The following is an 18,006-nucleotide window of genomic DNA, read 5'->3' as shown; positions in this document are numbered from 1 at the left end:
CCTATGGACCCGTTGGCCCTGACCCTCATTGAACTGGGGGCCGTTGTGTTCTGCCTGGGGCTGTTGGCCAGGCTGGCCGGACGGATCGGAATGTCGCCCATCCCGCTCTACCTGCTGGGCGGATTGGCTTTTGGTGCGGGCGGCATCGTCAAGCTGGAAGGCATGCACGAGTTCGCACATCTCTCCGGCGAGATCGGCGTCATCCTGCTGTTGCTTATGCTCGGACTGGAATATACGGCGTCTGAGCTCTTCACCGGCCTGCGGCGCTCGTGGCAGGCCGGCGTCCTGGACCTGGTCCTTAACTTCCTGCCCGGCGCGGGGCTGGCCCTGCTCCTGGGCTGGGGCGGCGTGGGTGCCATGGTCATGGGCGGCGTCACGTACATATCCTCGTCCGGCATCGCCGCCAAGGTCATCACCGACCTCGGCCGGCTGGGAAACCGCGAGACACCAGTGGTGCTGTCCATCCTGGTGTTCGAGGACCTGGCCATGGCCGTCTACCTGCCCATCCTCACGGCAACGCTCGCGGGAGTAAGTTTCCTGGGCGGGCTCACCGCGGTGGGCATCGCCCTGGCGGTGGTCACCATGGTCCTCATGGTGGCGCTGCGGCACGGGCACCATGTTTCCAAGGCAGTGCACAGCGAGAATTCCGAGGTCTTCCTGCTCAACGTCCTGGGGGCCGCCCTGCTGGTGGCGGGGGCGGCATCGGCAATGCAGGTTTCCGCAGCCGTGGGGGCCTTCATGCTGGGCATCGCGATCTCGGGTTCCACGGCCCACAACGCCACCCGGATCCTTGAACCCCTGCGCGACCTGTTTGCCGCCATCTTCTTTGTGGCGTTCGGACTCAACACGGACCCGTCATCCATTCCCCCGGTCCTTGGCTGGGCCCTGGTCCTTGCGGCGGCCACCACCGCCACCAAGATGGCCACCGGGATTTGGGCCGCCAAACGCGCCGGCATCGCCAGGCCCGGCCGCTTCCGCGCCGGCGCCGCGCTCGTGGCCCGCGGCGAATTCTCCATCGTGATCGCCGGCCTGGCCGTTGCATCGGGAGTGGTCCCGCGCGAGCTGGCGGCGCTGGCTACGGCCTACGTGCTGCTGATGGCGGTGCTGGGCCCGCTGGCCGCACGTTACGTGGAACCGCTGGCCAGGCCGTTTATCCGGAGGCCGGCCGTCGCCCCGCAGCTCTAGGCGCTGGAGGCGCGCCGGCGGCCGTGCCGGTTCTGCCGGACACTGCCGCAGGTGAACGCTGGTGCGGCTAAATGCTGGTGCGGTGGAAGTTGAGGTGGCTGCGGCTTGCGGTCGGGCCGCGCTGGCCCTGGTACCGGTTGCCGTATTCGCCCTGGCCGTAGGGGTATTCCGCGGCCGAGCTGAGCCGGAAGAAGCACAGCTGCCCGATCTTCATCCCCGGCCACAGCTTGATGGGCAGCGTGGCCATGTTGGACAGCTCCAGGGTGACGTGGCCGGAAAATCCGGGGTCGATGAAACCTGCGGTGGAGTGCGTGAGCAGGCCCAGGCGGCCCAGGGATGATTTGCCTTCCAGGCGGGCCGCGATGTCGTCGGGCAGCGTCACGGTTTCATAGGTGGAACCCAGGACGAACTCCCCCGGGTGCAGGATAAAGGCCTCGTCCTGCTCCACTTCCACCAACCGCGTCAGCTCAGGCTGCTCCTGCGCGGGATCGATGTGCGCGTACTTGTGGTTGTCGAACAGGCGGAAGAACTTGTCGATCCGGACATCCACGGACGACGGCTGGACCATCGCAGGATCGAACGGTTCCAGCACGATCCGCTGGGAATCAATTTCGGCACGAATGTCGCGGTCAGAGATCAGCACCGTCCCAAATTACCGTATCGGTTATCCACAGCCGCACTTTCCCGTTGTTGCTGTGGCCTCGTGGGGCTAATGTTGCGAATGAAAGCCGCCGGAATGGTCTCCCGGATGGCGTAACAGGGCTGGGGATGTTTGTGAATAAATTGGTGGCACCCTCTTTCATTGGCGTGCTCTGTGCGTGGGCACTGGTCTCTTCGTCGGCAGCAGCGCCTCCCGCGCCGCTGCCGTTCAGCCAGGCGGATTCGGCTGGCATCTCGCTGGCGGCTCCCGTGGTTCGGGGCGGAACATCCGTCGATGGTGGCGGTTCCGCAGGACGCCTCACCCCTGCCGTGGACCCGGACATCCGGGTGGCCTCGCCCCTGCCGGCGGCCACAGCCACGCCAACTGCGGCGTCCGCGCCCGTGACAGCCGCTCCTGCAACAACTGCGCTTGTGCCCTCCACGGAAACGTCACCGGTGGCATCACCAACAGCCGTTCCGGCGGAGTCCGCAGCCCAGACGGTGTCCATCCCTCCGTTGTGGGCGCCGGACCAGGAACTGGCTTCGCCGCCGGCCACCCGGCTGGCCACCCCTGAGTCCGGCACCGCGCTTCCCTCCACGGAGGCACTGGTCCCGGACTCGAATGCTGCAGCCATCCTCACCGTGTTCACCAGGATCAACGAATACCGGGTGGCCAACGGCCTGAACAAGGTCAAGTACCACCCCACGGTGGCGGGCATGTCGCAGGAATGGTCGGACAGCATCGCCGGCCGTGACGTGATCGAGCACCGGGCAAGTTTCTGGACCGATCCCCGCGCCCTCAGCCCCAACAACGGCGCCGGCGAGGTGATCGCCATCCGTACCGACCGCGACGCCGCCCAGCTGGTGGAATGGTGGAAGGGGTCGCCGGGCCACAACGCCATGCTCCTCGATCCACGGTTCAACGTGATGGGTGCCGGCATTTCCTACACCAACTCCACCTACCAGATCTGGGGCGTGGTGAACTTCTTCGGCTACACCACGCTGCCGGCGGGGACCCTGGATTCCCCGGGCGGCCGGGGATCAGGGGACGCTTTCCCGCCGCCGGCGCCTAGCCTGTGCGATGCACCCGCCAAGCACATGCCGCCCACGCTTAATCTCGCCGCCGCCGCGATCACAGGCCCGGCCGACATCGTGTCCGTCGACTCCGCAGGGCAGCTGCTGGACAGGGCATCCACCGGACCCCGCACCTATGCTCCGGCCAGGGTGATCGGCGCAGGGTTCAGCGGAGCGAAGGAAGTCTTTGTCACGGACTGGGACCGTGACGGCACATATGACGTCCTCACCCAGTGGACCGGCGGCGACCTCACACTGCACCGGGGCATCGCCGGGGGTGGGTTCCAGGCCGCCATCACTCTCGGTAAGGGCGGCTGGAACACGCTGACCCTGGCCGTGGGCGGCTGGTGCGCCAACAACCGGATGCCCCAGATCCTGGCCCTGGACGGGGCCGGGAACCTGTTCCTCTACGCCAACAAGGGCACCGGCGACATCGCGGAGCGGGCCACCGTTGCCACCGGTGTTTACGCTTCCCGGCTTTCGATGGTGGACTATGACGCCGATGGCTTCCAGGACGTGCTGGCGCTGAAAGCGGACGGCAGCGTGCAGCTCTACCGCGGGTGGGGCACCACCGCACTACGTGCAGAGACGCGGCCCACCGTGGCCACCGGCTGGACGGACGTTACGGGAATCCGGGCGCTGCGCAACGTCACTGGGCTGAACTCCACGGGCGTGGCGCTCCGCCGCGCCAACGACACCGTGCAGTACTGGGACCTGACCGCGGGAAGCCTTGCCTCGCCGTCGAACCTTGCCGGACCCTGGACCGGGCAGCGGCTGGCCCAGTAGGCCGGGACTGCCGGCATGGGCTCAGATGGCCGGTTGGAGCTCCAGCACGTGCTTCAGCCGGTCCAGTTGGGCCACATCCGCGCTGACACGGCGCTGCAGCATACCGTCCAGGAAGCCGAACCTGCTGAAGAAACCGAGGCGCCCCTCGCGTTTGGCTTCCATGGCGAACCGGACCCGGGTTCCCGCGTCTTCGGTGCTCAGGTAATAGCCGCCCCAGCGGGTTGCCGGCCCGGACACAACGTGGAACTGGATTTCTGCGCCGGGGCGCACGTTGGTGATTTCCAGGTCCGCGGGAATGCTCAGGCCCGAACGGCCCGCCACCATTTTCCGGTAGACAGCCCCCGCAGCCTCGGCCGGCCCCTGCACGAGCTTCACGCTGCGGACATCGTTGCGCCAGGAGGGAAGATTGGTGGCGTCGAGGAGGTACTGGTAGACGGCCATGGCGTCGCGTTCTATGAGGACCTCGTACTCTGCGATTGCCATGAAGATAGTTCCTGTGGTTGACGTGGGCTGCCGCAATAGCTGCCTCCCCCAACGCGGCCGCTACCCGGATCAGGTTAGCCAGCGCCCGGCGCCCAGACCCAGCCGACAGCGCCGACGTTATTGAAGAGTTACTGGATGACGTCCCGCGTTCAGGACACGAAAGCCGCGCAGCTTCGGGGTTGGCGGGGAGCCCGCAGATCTGCGCTAAGCTAAGTTCTGCCCCGCGCGAGTGGCGGCATGCGGCTGTAGCTCAATGGTAGAGCGCTAGCTTCCCAAGCTTGATACGCGGGTTCGATTCCCGTCAGCCGCTCTGTTTTCCCTCTTCCCACAGCTTTGCAACCCCCGGCGCGTATTAGGTACAGGGGTGTAGGGTCGGTAGTCAGGAACCTTTTCGGTTCCGCTACAGGAGCAATCATGGCTGACAAGTCCCCGCGTCAAACGGCATCAAAAAAGTCCGGCAAGTCCCTCAAGGAAAAGCGCGCAGACAAGAAGGCCGCCGCTGCGCCGGCCAGCTCCCTGGACATCACATCCAGCAAGGCCGCTAAGAAGAAGTGACAGGCCAACAGGCCCAGCTGAGCCTGGGCGTCCTGGCCACTACGCGGAAACCGGACGAGCGCCGGGTTCCCATCCATCCCCTGCATTTTGAGCGGATCGACCCCGAACTCCGCGGACGCATCATCCTGGAACAGGGCTACGGCGAGCGCTTCGGTGTTCCGGACAGCCACCTCTCCACCTTGGTGGGAAGAATGGCGGACAGGGAAGAGCTACTGGCCGCGGCCGACGTCGTGCTCCTGCCCAAACCCCAGCCGGAAGACCTTGCCGACATGCGCGATGGGCAGGTCCTCTGGGGGTGGCCGCACTGCGTCCAGGACCGTGCCATCACCCAACTCGCCATTGACAAGAAGCTCACCCTCATCGCCTTTGAGGCGATGAACCACTGGGCCAGCGACGGCGGGTTCGGCCTGCACGTGTTCCACAAGAACAACGAACTTGCCGGCTACTGTTCGGTCCTGCACGCGCTGGCCCTGACCGGTTCCACCGGGGACTACGGGCGCCGCCTCAGTGCCATGGTGATCGGTTTCGGCGCCACCGCCCGCGGGGCTGTGACGGCACTGAACGCACACGGCGTCCACGACGTCCAGGTGCTCACCAACCGCGGTGTGGCTGCGGTGGGTGCCCCTATCCATTCGGTGAACATCGTGCAGTTTGACCACGACGCCGAGGCCCCCTTCCTGAGCCAGGTCATCACCGAGCGGGGCCGGGTTCCGCTGGCCCCGTTCCTCGCCGAAAGCGACATCGTGGTCAACTGCACGCTGCAGGACCCCAACAACCCGCTGACGTACCTGCGGCCAGAGGACCTGGCGGGATTCCGCCCGGGCAGCCTCATCATCGATGTCTCCTGTGATGAGGGCATGGGATTCAGCTGGGCCCGCTCCACCACGTTTGCCGATCCGATGTTTACGGTCGGGGACCACATCAACTACTACGCGGTGGACCACAGCCCCTCCTACCTCTGGAACTCCTCCAGCTGGGAGATCAGCCAGGCCCTGCAGCCGTTCCTCGAAACCGTGATGGCCGGTCCTGACGCCTGGGAAGGCAATGACACCATCGCACGGGCCATCGAGATCCGTGACGGGGTCATCCGCAATGAAGCCGTGCTCCAGTTCCAGGAGCGCTCCCCGGAGTATCCGCACCAGGTTCTTCACATGGCGGACCGGCTGGCGCAGTCCTAGGCACCTGCGTGGCGGCTGACGATCCTCACCGGGTGGCCGCCTTTCAGGTCCATCCGGAGCTTCAATCCACCCTTGCGCGCCAGGACCACCGCCACCGTCATGGCCGCCAGCGCGGGAACACCGCCGGATACCAGCAGGGCAACGTGGGGATCGGCATGTTCGGCGATCCAGCCCAGCATGGGGCCGCCCAGCGCCTGGCCCCCGATCAGCACCATGATGTACAGGCTCATCACGCGGCCGCGGATGGCCATGTTGGAACTGACCTGCACCAGCTGGTTTGAGCCGGTAAGGAACATCAGGCACCAGAACCCGGACAGGACCATCACGGCCCCGAACCACACCATGGACGGGGCGAGGGTTGCGAGGCAGAGCATCAGGCCATACATCCCCGCGCAGAACACCACGGACCGCAGGCGGAGCTGCCGACGGCGGGTGGACGCCACGGCGCCGGACAGGGCACCCAGTGCCACCAGGGCGTTGAGGAGTCCGTACCCGCCGGCGCCCACCTGGAAGATGTGGTCCGCGTAGGCGGCAAGCAGCACCGGCAGGCTCATGGCGAAGACCGAGATGAACCCCGCCATGAGCCACGGCCAGTAGATGGTGGGCTTGCTCAGCGCGTAGCGCAGCCCTTCCCGGAGCATGCCCTTGCTCTTGGGCGTCGGGGCGCTGACGTACAGCTGGTCCTTGCGCAGGAGCAGGAGCATGGTCACCGTTGAGCAGCAGGCCAGGGCGTTCGCCGCGAACGCCCAGCCCGCCCCTACCGCCGTCAGGAGCAGGCCCGCGATCGCAGGGCCGATCAGCCCGCCCAGCTGGAAGGTGGTGGAATTGACGCTGATGGCGTTCCGCAGATACATGGGGCCGACGAGTTCATTGACGAACACCTGCCGTGCGGGCTGGTCAAGGACGGTCACCAGGCCCAGGACGCAGGCGATGACATAGACATGCCAGACCATGATGACGCCGGTGAGCGCCAGCAGGGCCAGTGATGCAGCCAGGATGGCGGCCATAGCCTGGCACAGGATGAGGATTTTCCGCTTGGCGAACCGGTCGGCGATCATGCCGCCCCACGGGCCAAGCAGCAGGGAGGGCATGAACTGCAGGGCCACCGTGAATCCGACGGCCGTCACCGATCCCGAGAGCTGCAGCACCAGCCAGTCCTGGGCGATGCGCTGCATCCAGATGGCAATGACGGCGATGAAGTGGCCCACGGCGAAGATCCGGAAGTTGGGCACTTTCAACGAGATGAAGGTGTGCTTCCAGGGGAGCTTTTCGGCGACGACGGCGAGCGGCTGGGTCTGGTTGTCCGGCGGCGGTGTGCCCGCGGCGTCGATGACTGGCTGGGAGACGGAGGCCGACGAAGGCGGTGGGGGTGCCACAGGAGTGTCCTCAAATTGCGGGCGGTCTGGGATGTCCTTAACGCTAGGCTGGCGGAGCAGATTATGGAGGCGTATGGTCCCTATAACTCGTATTGCGAAACGCAATAACCCATCCAGAGTGGAAGGCCCGGGAACCCACAATGTTTGAACCAGCCCAGCTGCGTTCCTTCCTCGCGGTGGCGGACACCCTGAGTTTCACCAAGGCCGCCGAGCGCCTGGGCCTGGCCCAGCCCACCATCAGCCAGCACATCCGAAAACTTGAAGCGGCCGCCAAACGCAGCCTGATTGCCCGGGATACCCGGGACGTCAGGCTCACGGACAACGGCGACGCCATGGCGGGTTTTGCCCGCAACATCCTGTCCGCGCACGACGCCGCCGCGCGCTACTTCTCCGGCTCGGCAATGCGCGGCCGCCTGAGGTTCGGCACCGCGGACGACCTCGCCATCACCGGGCTGCCCCGGATCCTGCGTGAATTCCGGCAGATCTACCCGCAGATCAACCTGGAACTGACCGTTGGGCAAAGCGACCAGCTGTACCGGAAGCTCAACGCCGGACAGCTGGACCTGGTGTTCGTGAAATGGGTGGCCGGCGCAAAGGACGGCACCGTGGTCCAGCACGATTCCTTCTCCTGGGTGGGGCTGGAGCAGACGGTGCTGGAGCCTGGGACGCCCGTGCCCCTGATCGCCTACCCTGCCCCCAGCCTCAGCCGGAAGTTGGCCATCGATGCGCTGGAAGCCCATGGCAGGACCTGGCGGATCACCTGCACCACCCGCCAGATCAGCGGCGTGCTTGCGGCAGTCCGGGCCGGCATCGGCGTGGCCGTGATGCCGACGTCGCTGGTGCCCGAGGACCTGAAAATCATCACGCGCCGGTTCGATCTTCCGGCGGTGGGGGATGTGGATTTCACGCTGATCCGCAACCCGTTGGCCAACGCCGAGGTGATCGACGCCCTCACCCAATCGATCGTCGGAAGGACCATTAACCGCCAAACTTAACTCCCTACCGGCACAAATTCCTGCATTTAGGGGAGTTAGGGGCCCGTGTCCATTGATAGGGGAGGTGCCATCCCCTATGCTCAATTACCAAGGTCAAGCAGCAGGCCGGTTCACTAAAACAAGCGCGCATCCGCATGCCGGAAAGCCGCGCTTGGGACAGGCAGCCAATGACGACAGCCAGGAACATCCATCTCGGTTCAGCGCACGCGCGCCCGTACAACACCGCACGGCCGTCCACCCGCCAGAACACCCTCGGAACCGGACACGCTTCCGTGGACTCCGGCTACGTGGGAAAACCCACCTGCGACAAATGCCGTACCGACGAGTTCGTCTACCTCGAATCGTACATTCCGCCCACCTACCGGCGTGACGGAAGCGTAGCCACCCTCGGCGAAGTGGCGTACACCTGCACCCGCTGCGAGGAATTCTCGGCCCACAGCGTCCCGGCCACCTGGACACCACCGGGCTGGTATCTGGGCTAAAGAGGCCGGCTAAACACACTGCTCTAAAGAGGCAAGGCCCTGAAGAGGGACACGGCCGGGCAGCCGCCGTTCGGTGGCTGCCCGGCCTTTCCTTGCGCCTGGCTCCGGCGCGCGGGTTTCAAGGGATCAGAGCCTCAATGGCTCAGATCAGTGCGTCCGACAGGTGGTTCGGGGTGCCGAACCGGTGTGCCGTGATGCTGACGGCCTGCTCGTGCAGGAACGGAAGCAGTTCCACGCGCCCGGCCTCTGTGACGGCGTGGGCATAGATGGCCACGTCGGGCCGGCCGCCGGTCGCATCGGCGAGCGCGGAAGCGTCGCCGCCGATCAGGCGGATGCGCGCACCGGACAGTTTGCCCGCGGAGGCGAGGCCTGCCGCCGAAGCCAGCCAGCCGGCGTCGGACTCCACCACTACGTCGATATCAAGGGCGGTGAGCACGGAGCGCAGCTGGGCGGGAAGTTCGACGGCGGTGGACACGGTGACTGCCGAACCCGCCAGCACGCCGGCCGCCACAGTCCGGACGAGGTGCGCCAGCGGCGCGCCTTCGGAGAGCCGGATGGTGACCGGCAGGCTCCGGTAGCGGAAGATGTTGCGCTCGGCGCTGAGTCCGGAGACGTCCTTGGCGGTCCCGAACTCCTTGGCCCACGCCTCGGCGTCGGAGGCCAGGGCGCGCTGGACGGACTCGAGCTCGGCGGGCTGCAGGGCGGGGCCGGCGGCGTTGACGATGCGCCGCACGCCGGGGTGGGTGACAGCGGCATTCGCCGAGGCCGTGCCCGGCGCCCAATCGCCGAGCCCGGCCAAGTAGTTGGGGCCGCCGGCCTTGGTTCCGGCGCCGACGGCGGACTTCTTCCAGCCGCCGAACGGCTGGCGCTGCACGATGGCGCCGGTGATGCCGCGGTTCACATAGAGGTTGCCGGCCTGGATGGTGTCCAGCCAGATGCCCAGCTCCTCGGAGTTCAGCGAGTGCAGGCCTGCGGTGAGGCCGTACTCGATCTGGTTCTGGATGGCGATGGCCTCTTCCAGCGTGCCAGCGGTCATCACACCCAGGACCGGGCCGAAGAACTCGGTCAGGTGGAAGTAGGAGCCGCGCTTGACGCCGTACCGCACGCCGGGGCTCCACAGCCGCCCGGTGTCATCCAGCTTCCGCGGTTCCACGGCCCAGTTCTCGCCGTCGCCCAGGGTGGTCAGGGCGTTGAGGAGTTTGCCGTTGGCGGGCTCGATGATGGGGCCCATCTGGCTGGTGGGGTCCTGCGGGTAGCCCACCTTCAGGGACGTCACGGCGTCAATCAGCTGGTTGTGGAAGCGCTTGGACTTGGCAACCGAGCCCACAAGGATCACCAGCGAGGCCGCGGAGCACTTCTGGCCGGCATGGCCGAACGCGGAGTAGGCCACATCCTTGGCCGCCAGGTCCAGGTCCGCGCTGGGCGTGACGATGATGGCATTCTTGCCGCTCGTTTCAGCAAGCAGCGGCAGGTCCTTGCGGAAGGAACGGAACAGCTCAGCGGTTTCGTAGCCGCCGGTGAGGATCACGCGGTCCACGGACGGGTGGCTGATCAGCTGCCGGCCCAGTTCCCGCTCCCCCAGCTGCACCATAGTCAGCACGCCCCTGGGCACGCCGGCTTCCCACAGGGCTTCGATCATCACGGCGCCGCTGCGTGCGGCCTGCTTGGCAGGCTTGATGACGACGGCGGAGCCGGCGGCGAGTGCCGCGAGGGTGGACCCTGCGGGGATGGCGACCGGGAAGTTCCAGGGCGGCGTGACAACGGTGAGCCTGGCTGGGACGAACGTGGCGCCGTCGACCGTGTCCAGCTTCCGCGCGGACTCGGCGTAGTAGTGGGCGAAGTCCACGGCTTCGCTGACTTCGGGGTCGCCCTGGTCGATCGTCTTGCCGGTCTCGCTGGCCATGACCTCCAGGAGGTCGGCCCGGCGGGCTTCCAGGATTTCCCCGGCGCGGTGCAGGATGTCCGCGCGCTCGTTGCCGGACAGGGCGCCCCAGTCCTTGCCCTTTTCCACGGCGTTGGCGATGGCCGTGTTGAGGGTTGCTTCGTCGTTGATGAACGCGGCCTTGACCGACGCGTTGCCCAGGGTGGAGGCCGGGACGCGTTCCAGGATGGCGCGGCCCCAGGTGCGGTTGGCCGGCAGCGCGGGATCGGTGTCCGGGGTGTTCCGGAAACCGGCGTGCGGCATGGGCTCCGGCGGGAGGTTGCGGTCCTGGCGCCGGTTGGGCAGCGGCACGCTGTTGTCCAGGGCGTCGAGCGAGGACAGAAAGCGCTGCTTTTCGCGCTCGAAGAGGCCTTCGTTCTCGCTGAGTTCGAAGACGGCGGACATGAAGTTTTCCTGGCTGGCGCCTTCTTCCAGGCGGCGGATCAGGTAGGCGATGGCGACGTCGAACTCGGAGGGGTGCACCACGGGGGTGTAGAGCAGCAGGGAGCCCACGTCCTTCTTGACCGCCTCTGCCTGGCCCTGCGCCATGCCCAGCAGCATCTCGAACTCGATGCCGGACTCCACGCCGCGCTGCTTGGCCAGGAGCCAGGCGAAGGCGATGTCGAACAGGTTGTGGCCGGCCACGCCGATCCGGATGTTCTGGATCCGGTCCGGGTGCAGCGCGTAGTTGATGACCCGCTTGTAGCTGGTGTCCGAGTCCTGCTTGGTGCCCCAGGTGGCCAGCGGCCAGTCATGCAGGGAGGCCTCCACCTGCTCCATGGGCAGGTTGGCACCCTTGACCACGCGGACCTTGATGCCCGCGCCGCCCTTGGCGCGGCGCTCGGCGGCCCAGTCCTGCAGGCGGATCATGGCGGAGAGTGCGTCCGGGAGGTAGGCCTGGAGCACGATGCCGGCCTCGAGGTCCTTGAACTCGGGCTTGTCCAGGATCCTGGTGAAGACCGCGATGGTCATGTCCAGGTCCTTGTACTCCTCCATGTCCAGGTTGATGAACTTTGCCTTCTTTCCCGGGCCGGCGAAGGAGTTTGCGCGCTGGAAGAGCGGGGTGAGCTTTTCGACGACGTGTTCCACGGCTTCATCGAACGCCCAGGCGGAGTGCGGGGCCACGGTGGAGGAGACCTTGATGGAAACGTAGTCGACGTCGGGACGGGCCAGCAGCGTGTGCGTGCCCTCGAGCCGGCGGGACGCCTCGTGTTCGCCCAGGACTGCCTCGCCGAGGAGGTTGACGTTGAGCTTGATGCCGTCCTTGCGGATCTTGGCGATGGCCGGGCCCAGCTTGGCGTCGGTGGCGTCAACGATCAGGTGGCCCACCATTTCACGGAGCACCCTGCGGGCGATGGGGATGACCACCTGCGGCATGACGGGGGCCATGGTGCCGCCGAGGGCCACGGCGCTGCGCATGTACCAGGGCAGGAAGGCCGGGACCTTGGGGGCGAGCTTGGCCAGGTTGCGGGCCGCCACGTTCAGGTCCTCGGGACGGACCACGCCGTCCACGAAGCCCACGGTGAACTCCAGGCCGTTGGGGTCCTTCAGCACGCCGGCCAGCTGCTCGGCGGAGGCGTCCACGGGGACCTTGGAGGCCTCGGTGAGCCAGCGGCGGACCAAGGCGACTGACTCATTGGCGAGGGCCTTTGCCTGGGGGACGTCGACGTCGACGGTCAGCGGTGCGGGACCGGCTGAAGTTGCTGGTTCCATTGCAACGTGGGTCATGATTTTCCCGATCTTTCTTGCCGTGGGAGAAGGTCTTTCCACCAGTATGAGCTTCTGCTCACATAAGATAAAGCGATCTTTTCCAACCAATACAGGTTAGGAAAACCGATGATTTGCCGCCCTGGTTCCGCCCCCGCACGCCCGCTCACCTTTGACGCCCGAAACCTCAACGCCCGCTCACTTCCGGCAACAAACAGCGAACCCCCGCTCACTGGGTGAGCGGGGGTTCGCTGCGGGACGCCCATAAGTGAGCGGGGGTTCCCGGAAAATCCGCCGGATGTGAGCGGGCGTCCCGGAGGAGGGTTAGGCGAGGGGGCGGTGCAGCTCCACGAGCTCCTCATGGCGCGGGCTGTTGGGGTTCATCAGCGAGTGCTTGCGGCCGTAGCCGAAGTAGATGGCCAGGCCGATGATCAGCCACACCACGAACCGCAGCCAGGTCTCCCAGTGCAGCTGCAGCATCAGGAAGGCCGAGGCAAGGACGCCGAAGGCCGGAACCAGGGGCATCAGCGGCAGGCGGAACGTGCGGGGGGCGTCGGGGCGCTTGTAGCGGAAGATGATCACGGACAGGCAGACGACGACGAACGCGGCCAGGATGCCGATGTTGGTCAGGTCAGCGACCGCCTTGATGGGGAACACGCCGGCAAGGAAAGCGGACGCGATGCCGCCGATCCAGGTGACGCGCTGCGGGGTGCCGTGGCGGTCGGTCTTGGAGAACCAGCCGGGGAGCAGGCCGTCGCGGCTCATGGAGAACCAGACACGGGTAACGCCCAGGAGGAACGTCAGCATCACGGTGAGGATGGACAGCACGGCGAACACAGAGATGATGGTGGCGATGACCGGGAGCCCCACGGAGGTGAAGGCCGAGGCGAAGCCCGCCTTGGGGTCGATGTCCTTGTAGTTCTGCATGCCGGTGAGGACCAGGGTGGCGGCAACGTAAAGCAGCATGGCGATGATGAGCGAAAGCACGATGGCCTTGGGCATGTGCTTCTTGCCGTCCTTGGCTTCCTCTGCCGCGGTGCTCATGGCGTCGTAGCCGAACACGGCGAAGAAGACAGTGGCGGAGCCTGCCACCACGGGACCGAAGCCGCTGGGCATGAACGGGTTGTAGTTGTTGGTGTCGATGTAGAAGATGCCCAGCCCGATGATGAAGAGGATCAGGATGACCTTGATGGCCACGGCCACGAGTTCGAACCGGCCGAACGCCTTGGTGCCGCGGGAGAGGATCCAGGTCACCAGCAGGCAGACCAGGATGGCAGGAATGTTGACGATGCCGCCCTTGCCCTCGTCTGCGGTGGAGGTCATCCAGGTGGGCAAATGGATGCCGATGCCGGCGAGGAAGGCATCAAGGTAGCCGGAGATGCCGATGGCCACCACCGCCACAATGGCAATGTATTCCAGCAGCAGGTCCCAGCCGATGAACCAGCCGATCACCTCGCCGAGCGCTACGTAGCCATAGGTGTAGGCGGAGCCGGCGCGCGGGATCATGCCCGCGAACTCCGCGTAGGACAGGGCTGCGGCCGCTGAGGCCAGGCCTGCGATCAGGAAGGAAATCAGTACCGCGGGCCCCACCCCGGGTGTTCCTTCGCTGCCGGCGGCCACCAGTCCCGCGAGGGAAAAGATGCCGACGCCGATGATTCCGCCAACGCCGATGGCGGTGAGCTGCCACAGGCCAAGGGACTTGAACAGTCCGCTGTGCTTGTTTTCTTCTTCGATGTCATCAATTGGCTTGCGCCGCATGATCGATTGGCTCATATCTTTACTGCTCATCAGGAACTCCTGCTTGGGGTGCGACCCCGCCGCGGCACGCCAAGGAAACTGGCTGTGACGGGGGTAACTCGGTTTCAACAGTATGCGTGCGCGGTTGCGTTAGATAAAGTGACTACTTCTAACCTATATTCATTAGTTTCAGTTAGGAATCCATCATGCTTGACGTCCGCAGGCTTCGGCTGCTCCGCGAGTTAAGCATCCGGGGGACGCTGGCAGAGGTGGCTGAGGCACTGCAGTACAGCCCGTCGTCGGTATCCCAGCAGCTGGCCCTGCTGGAGAAGGAAGTGGGCGTGGAACTGCTCCGGAAGACCGGGCGGCGGGTGCAGCTGACACCCCAGGCGGAGGTGCTCGTGGCGCACACGGCGCAGCTGCTGGAAACCATGGAGCAGGCCGAAGCGGACCTGGCCGCGTCCCTGACCACAGTCACGGGGACGGTGCGGATTGCCGTGTTCCAGTCCGCGGCGCTGGCCCTGATGCCGGACACCCTCACCCGCATGGCCACCGCCTACCCCGAGGTCCGGATCGAGATGATCCAGCGCGAGCCCGAGACCGCGCTGCATGAGACATGGGCGCGCGACTTCGACCTGGTCATCGCCGAGCAATACCCCGGGCACGCCGCCCCGCGCTATCCGGAGCTGGACCGGGTAAAGCTGACCACCGACGCCATCCGGCTGGCGGTCCCCCCGGCGTCCGACGGCGGCCCGGCCATTCGCGGAATCGAGGACACGGCGCACCTCGCCTGGGTCATGGAACCGAGGGGTGCCGCGTCGCGCCATTGGGCGGAACAGGCCTGCCGCAGCTCCGGCTTCGAGCCCGATGTCCGCTTTGAGACCGCAGACCTGCAGGCCCAGGCACGCCTGATCGAGTCCGGCAATGCCGTGGCCCTGATGCCGGACCTGGTGTGGACCGGCCGCGGCACCACGGCCCAGCTGCTGGAGCTTCCCGGCAAGCCGCACCGCACCATATTCACCTCGGTCCGCCGCTCCAGCGCCCAGCGCCCGGCCATCCTGGCCGCCCGGGAGACCCTGGCTGCGGCCGCCGCCGCAGTGGCAAGGGACGACGCCGGGTGACCGGCCGCCGTCGTACGCACCCTTCCCTGCGCCGCCGCACAGCACGTCGTTGCGCAGGTGCGCACCCTGCGCAGCGATCCCCGGCATCACTGCGCAGCAGCGTACGTGACTCTTGTGTTTCCTGCGTCACTGCGGGCAGAAGGCCGCAGGTCTAGACTGGAGCCGTTATGAATCGAACAATGTTCAAGTCCAAAATCCACCGGGCCACCGTCACGCACGCCGACCTGCACTACGTTGGGTCGGTCACTGTGGACCTTGACCTGCTCGAGGCCGCCGACATCCTCCCCGGCGAGCTGGTGTCCATTGTGGATGTCACCAACGGCGCGCGGCTTGAGACCTACACCATCGCCGGCGAGCGCGGCTCCGGCGTGATCGGCATCAATGGTGCAGCGGCGCACCTCATGCACGAGAACGACATTGTCATCCTCATCACCTACGCCCAGATGACCACCGAAGAGGCCAAGGCCTACGAGCCCCGCGTGGTCCATGTGGATGAAAACAACCGGATGATCCAGCTGGGCAACGATCCCGCAGAGGGCCTCACCCCCGGGATGATGCGCCCCCCTTTCGCGCTTAACAACGCCACCCTGTAACCGGAGCGTGCAACCCGGTCCTTTACTCCAGTGCGCCCAAAAGGCTGATCCTTGCTAGGGGTGCTGGCCGGGTTCTTCGTGGTCTGGTGCATCATCCTGGTGGGATGGTTCGTGGGCCGGCGGAGGATCCTGGGCGACAACGCCCGGTCCGTACTCAGCGGCCTCACCTTCTTCGTCGCCAGCCCGGCGCTGCTCTTCGAAACCCTCAGCAAGGCCCGGCTGCAGGAAGTGTTCGCCGAACCGCTGCTGGTTACCGCGGCGGCGGCCATCACCACCGCCGCCATCTTCTTCGCCCTCGCCAGGTTCTGGCTGAAGCGGGCGCTCCCCGAATCGCTGATGTCCGCCATGTCAGCATCGCTGGCCAACTCGGCGAACCTAGGTATTCCCATCGCGGTATATGTCCTGGGCGATGCCAGCTACGTGGCCCCGCTGCTGATCTTCCAGCTGGCGTTCTTCACCCCGATGTTCCTGATGATCCTCGACTCGAGCACCAGCACGCACCGCACCACTGCCCTGGGCTTCCTCCTGATGATCCTGCGGAACCCCATGATTGTGGGCTCCGGCCTGGGGCTGCTGGTGGCCGGCACCGGATTCCAGGTTCCGGCGCTGGTGATGGAACCCATACACCTCATTGGCGGCGCGGCGATTCCCGCCATGCTGATCGCTTTCGGGATGAGCCTGAACGGCACCCGCCCGCTGCAGGCCTCGGCCGGGCGGCGCGTGGACACCCTTCTGGCGAGCGGCTTCAAGCTGGTGGTCCAGCCGGCCCTTGCCTATGTTTTCGCGCGCTTCGCGCTGGGGATGGACGGCCATGCCTTGTTCGCGGTGGTGGTCACGTCGGCCCTGCCCACTGCGCAGAACGTGTTCGTGGCCGCCAGCCGGTACCAGACGGGGCTCACCGTGGCGAAGGACACCGTGCTGATCACCACCGTGGTGGCAGTGCCGGCGATGATCGGCGTCGCGCTTTTGTTGGCATAAGCCTGTAAATCTGTTGAACCGCACACCCAGCTTGGAGGGCTGATGAACACTGTTCTTGACACCGTGGTGATCGGCGGCGGCGCCATGGGCTCCGCCGCCGCGTGGGCGTTGTCCCGCCGCGGCCGGCAGGTAACGCTGGTGGAGCAGTTCGGTCCCGGGCACAGGATCGGCGCATCCCACGGGGCAACACGGAACCTGAACCCGGGCTACCACCGGCCCGAGTACGTGGACATGCTGGCCGAGGGGCTGGCCCTGTGGGACGAGCTGGAGCAGGAAAGCGGCACACAGCTGCTGGCGCGCACCGGGATCGTCAACCACGGCCCCGGCGGGGACCTCCAAAAGGTTTCGGCTGCCCTCACCGCTGCCGGGATCCGGGCCGAGTTCCTGGACCCTGCCGAGGCGCATGAACGGTGGCGCGGCATCCGCTTCGACCAGCAGGTCCTGCACATGCCCGACGGCGGCCAGCTCAACCCGGAAGCCGCGTTGCCCGCCTTCCAGCGGCTGGCCATCGCCCGGGGCGCCGAGATCAGGCACCACACCAAAGTCGTGGACTTTGTGGTGCTCGACGACGGCGTGCGGCTGACACTCGAATCGGCTGCGGGAACCGAGGTGGTTACGGCAGCGCAGGCAGTGGTGACGGCAGGCGGCTGGACCGGGAAGCTGCTGGATATTCTCTCCGGCAACGCGTCAGGCGTGGACGCTGGCGGGATCCGCCTACCCCGGCTCCGGGTGACGCAGGAGCAGCCTGCGCATTTCCGGGTGGCGGACGCCGGCGCCGTGTGGCCCGGCTTCAACCACTATCCGGGTCCGGACTACCGGGGCTGGTACTCCCCTGTCTATGGCATGCAGACTCCGGGCGAGGGCATCAAGGCCGGCTGGCATGGGGTGGGACCCGTGGTGGACCCGGACCACCGCGACTTCCGGCCCGAACCAACGCAGCTGGCAGCGCTGCAGGACTACGCGCGGCAGTGGCTGCCCGGCGTCGACCCCGATGACCTCGAGGCCATCAGCTGCACGTACACCACCACCCCGGACGAGGACTTCATCCTGGACCGGGTGGGGCCTGTGGTGATCGGCGCCGGCTTCTCCGGGCACGGCTTCAAGTTCACCCCCGTCATCGGACGGATCCTGGCCGACCTTGCCACCGGGGGCCGGCCCGCGCCGTCGATCTTCCGAGCCTCCCGGTAGTCATCCCC

At 66.4% G+C, this 18,006-nt stretch carries 15 protein-coding genes and 1 tRNA gene; 11 read left to right on the top strand and 5 right to left on the bottom strand.

Features of this window, described 5'->3' with window-relative positions:
* The first annotated feature begins 3 nt into the window (after positions 1–3).
* Entirely contained in the window at positions 4–1,185 is a 1,182-nt protein-coding gene (locus tag AC3ANU_RS03685) for a cation:proton antiporter (protein ID WP_026265881.1), read from the top strand.
* Positions 1,186–1,252: 67 nt separating this feature from the next.
* On the opposite strand, the gene dcd is transcribed toward AC3ANU_RS03685, so the two are convergent.
* On the bottom strand, positions 1,253–1,828 hold the full coding sequence (dcd, locus tag AC3ANU_RS03680; RefSeq protein ID WP_018769967.1) for a dCTP deaminase: 576 nt from the start codon (positions 1,826–1,828) through the stop codon (positions 1,253–1,255).
* A 125-nt stretch (positions 1,829–1,953) separates the two neighbouring features.
* On the opposite strand from dcd, the gene AC3ANU_RS03675 reads away from it, so the two are divergent.
* A complete protein-coding gene (locus tag AC3ANU_RS03675; protein WP_268002124.1) occupies positions 1,954–3,684 on the top strand; it encodes a CAP domain-containing protein in 1,731 nt (576 codons plus the stop codon).
* A 21-nt stretch (positions 3,685–3,705) separates the two neighbouring features.
* On the opposite strand, the gene AC3ANU_RS03670 is transcribed toward AC3ANU_RS03675, so the two are convergent.
* Positions 3,706–4,167 carry an SRPBCC family protein gene (locus AC3ANU_RS03670; protein ID WP_056391937.1) on the bottom strand — a complete coding sequence of 154 codons (462 nt, stop codon included), beginning with the start codon at positions 4,165–4,167 and terminating at the stop codon, positions 3,706–3,708.
* A 239-nt stretch (positions 4,168–4,406) separates the two neighbouring features.
* On the opposite strand from AC3ANU_RS03670, the gene AC3ANU_RS03665 reads away from it, so the two are divergent.
* The 3 genes from AC3ANU_RS03665 to AC3ANU_RS03655 all read left to right on the top strand — a co-directional run bounded on the left by AC3ANU_RS03665 (position 4,407) and on the right by AC3ANU_RS03655 (position 5,900).
* Positions 4,407–4,477: transfer RNA gene (locus AC3ANU_RS03665), tRNA-Gly, on the top strand.
* 104 nt (positions 4,478–4,581) lie between these two features.
* Positions 4,582–4,722, top strand: a complete 141-nt coding sequence (locus tag AC3ANU_RS03660; RefSeq protein ID WP_018769964.1) for a hypothetical protein — start codon at positions 4,582–4,584, stop codon at positions 4,720–4,722.
* Complete coding sequence (locus AC3ANU_RS03655) at positions 4,719–5,900, top strand: N(5)-(carboxyethyl)ornithine synthase (protein WP_056391939.1); 1,182 nt, start codon at positions 4,719–4,721, stop codon at positions 5,898–5,900. The genes AC3ANU_RS03660 and AC3ANU_RS03655 overlap by 4 nt, the downstream gene beginning before the upstream one ends.
* Here AC3ANU_RS03655 and AC3ANU_RS03650 read toward each other — a convergent pair.
* The gene (locus AC3ANU_RS03650) at positions 5,897–7,276 is read right to left on the bottom strand and encodes an MFS transporter (RefSeq protein ID WP_488315476.1); all 1,380 of its coding nucleotides are present in this window, start codon (positions 7,274–7,276) and stop codon (positions 5,897–5,899) included. The two genes, AC3ANU_RS03655 and AC3ANU_RS03650, sit on opposite strands and share 4 nt — an antisense overlap.
* A 140-nt stretch (positions 7,277–7,416) precedes the next feature.
* Between AC3ANU_RS03650 and AC3ANU_RS03645 the strand changes: the two genes are divergently transcribed.
* Complete coding sequence (locus tag AC3ANU_RS03645) at positions 7,417–8,271, top strand: LysR substrate-binding domain-containing protein (protein WP_134165003.1); 855 nt, start codon at positions 7,417–7,419, stop codon at positions 8,269–8,271.
* 167 nt (positions 8,272–8,438) lie between these two features.
* Positions 8,439–8,753 carry a hypothetical protein gene (locus AC3ANU_RS03640; RefSeq protein ID WP_134165002.1) on the top strand — a complete coding sequence of 105 codons (315 nt, stop codon included), beginning with the start codon at positions 8,439–8,441 and terminating at the stop codon, positions 8,751–8,753.
* A 142-nt stretch (positions 8,754–8,895) separates the two neighbouring features.
* Here AC3ANU_RS03640 and AC3ANU_RS03635 read toward each other — a convergent pair whose 3' ends face one another.
* Positions 8,896–12,402 carry a bifunctional proline dehydrogenase/L-glutamate gamma-semialdehyde dehydrogenase gene (locus tag AC3ANU_RS03635; RefSeq protein ID WP_488315475.1) on the bottom strand — a complete coding sequence of 1,169 codons (3,507 nt, stop codon included), beginning with the start codon at positions 12,400–12,402 and terminating at the stop codon, positions 8,896–8,898.
* A gap of 303 nt (positions 12,403–12,705) precedes the next feature.
* Entirely contained in the window at positions 12,706–14,169 is a 1,464-nt protein-coding gene (locus AC3ANU_RS03630) for an amino acid permease (protein ID WP_026265879.1), read from the bottom strand.
* Positions 14,170–14,324: 155 nt separating this feature from the next.
* On the opposite strand from AC3ANU_RS03630, the gene AC3ANU_RS03625 reads away from it, so the two are divergent.
* The 4 genes from AC3ANU_RS03625 (at position 14,325) to AC3ANU_RS03610 (ending at position 17,998) form a co-directional block, all read left to right on the top strand.
* Complete coding sequence (locus tag AC3ANU_RS03625) at positions 14,325–15,239, top strand: LysR substrate-binding domain-containing protein (RefSeq protein ID WP_488315474.1); 915 nt, start codon at positions 14,325–14,327, stop codon at positions 15,237–15,239.
* A 167-nt stretch (positions 15,240–15,406) separates the two neighbouring features.
* Complete coding sequence (panD, locus tag AC3ANU_RS03620; RefSeq protein ID WP_026265878.1) at positions 15,407–15,832, top strand: aspartate 1-decarboxylase; 426 nt, start codon at positions 15,407–15,409, stop codon at positions 15,830–15,832.
* A gap of 51 nt (positions 15,833–15,883) precedes the next feature.
* Entirely contained in the window at positions 15,884–16,810 is a 927-nt protein-coding gene (locus AC3ANU_RS03615; protein WP_488315473.1) for an AEC family transporter, read from the top strand.
* A 42-nt stretch (positions 16,811–16,852) separates the two neighbouring features.
* Complete coding sequence (locus tag AC3ANU_RS03610; RefSeq protein WP_134165000.1) at positions 16,853–17,998, top strand: FAD-dependent oxidoreductase; 1,146 nt, start codon at positions 16,853–16,855, stop codon at positions 17,996–17,998.
* Positions 17,999–18,006 lie beyond the last annotated feature (8 nt).

The sequence above is a fragment of the Arthrobacter sp. SDR-2R genome, from assembly GCF_057747955.1.
This window is presented reverse-complemented; position numbering and strand designations above follow the sequence as displayed.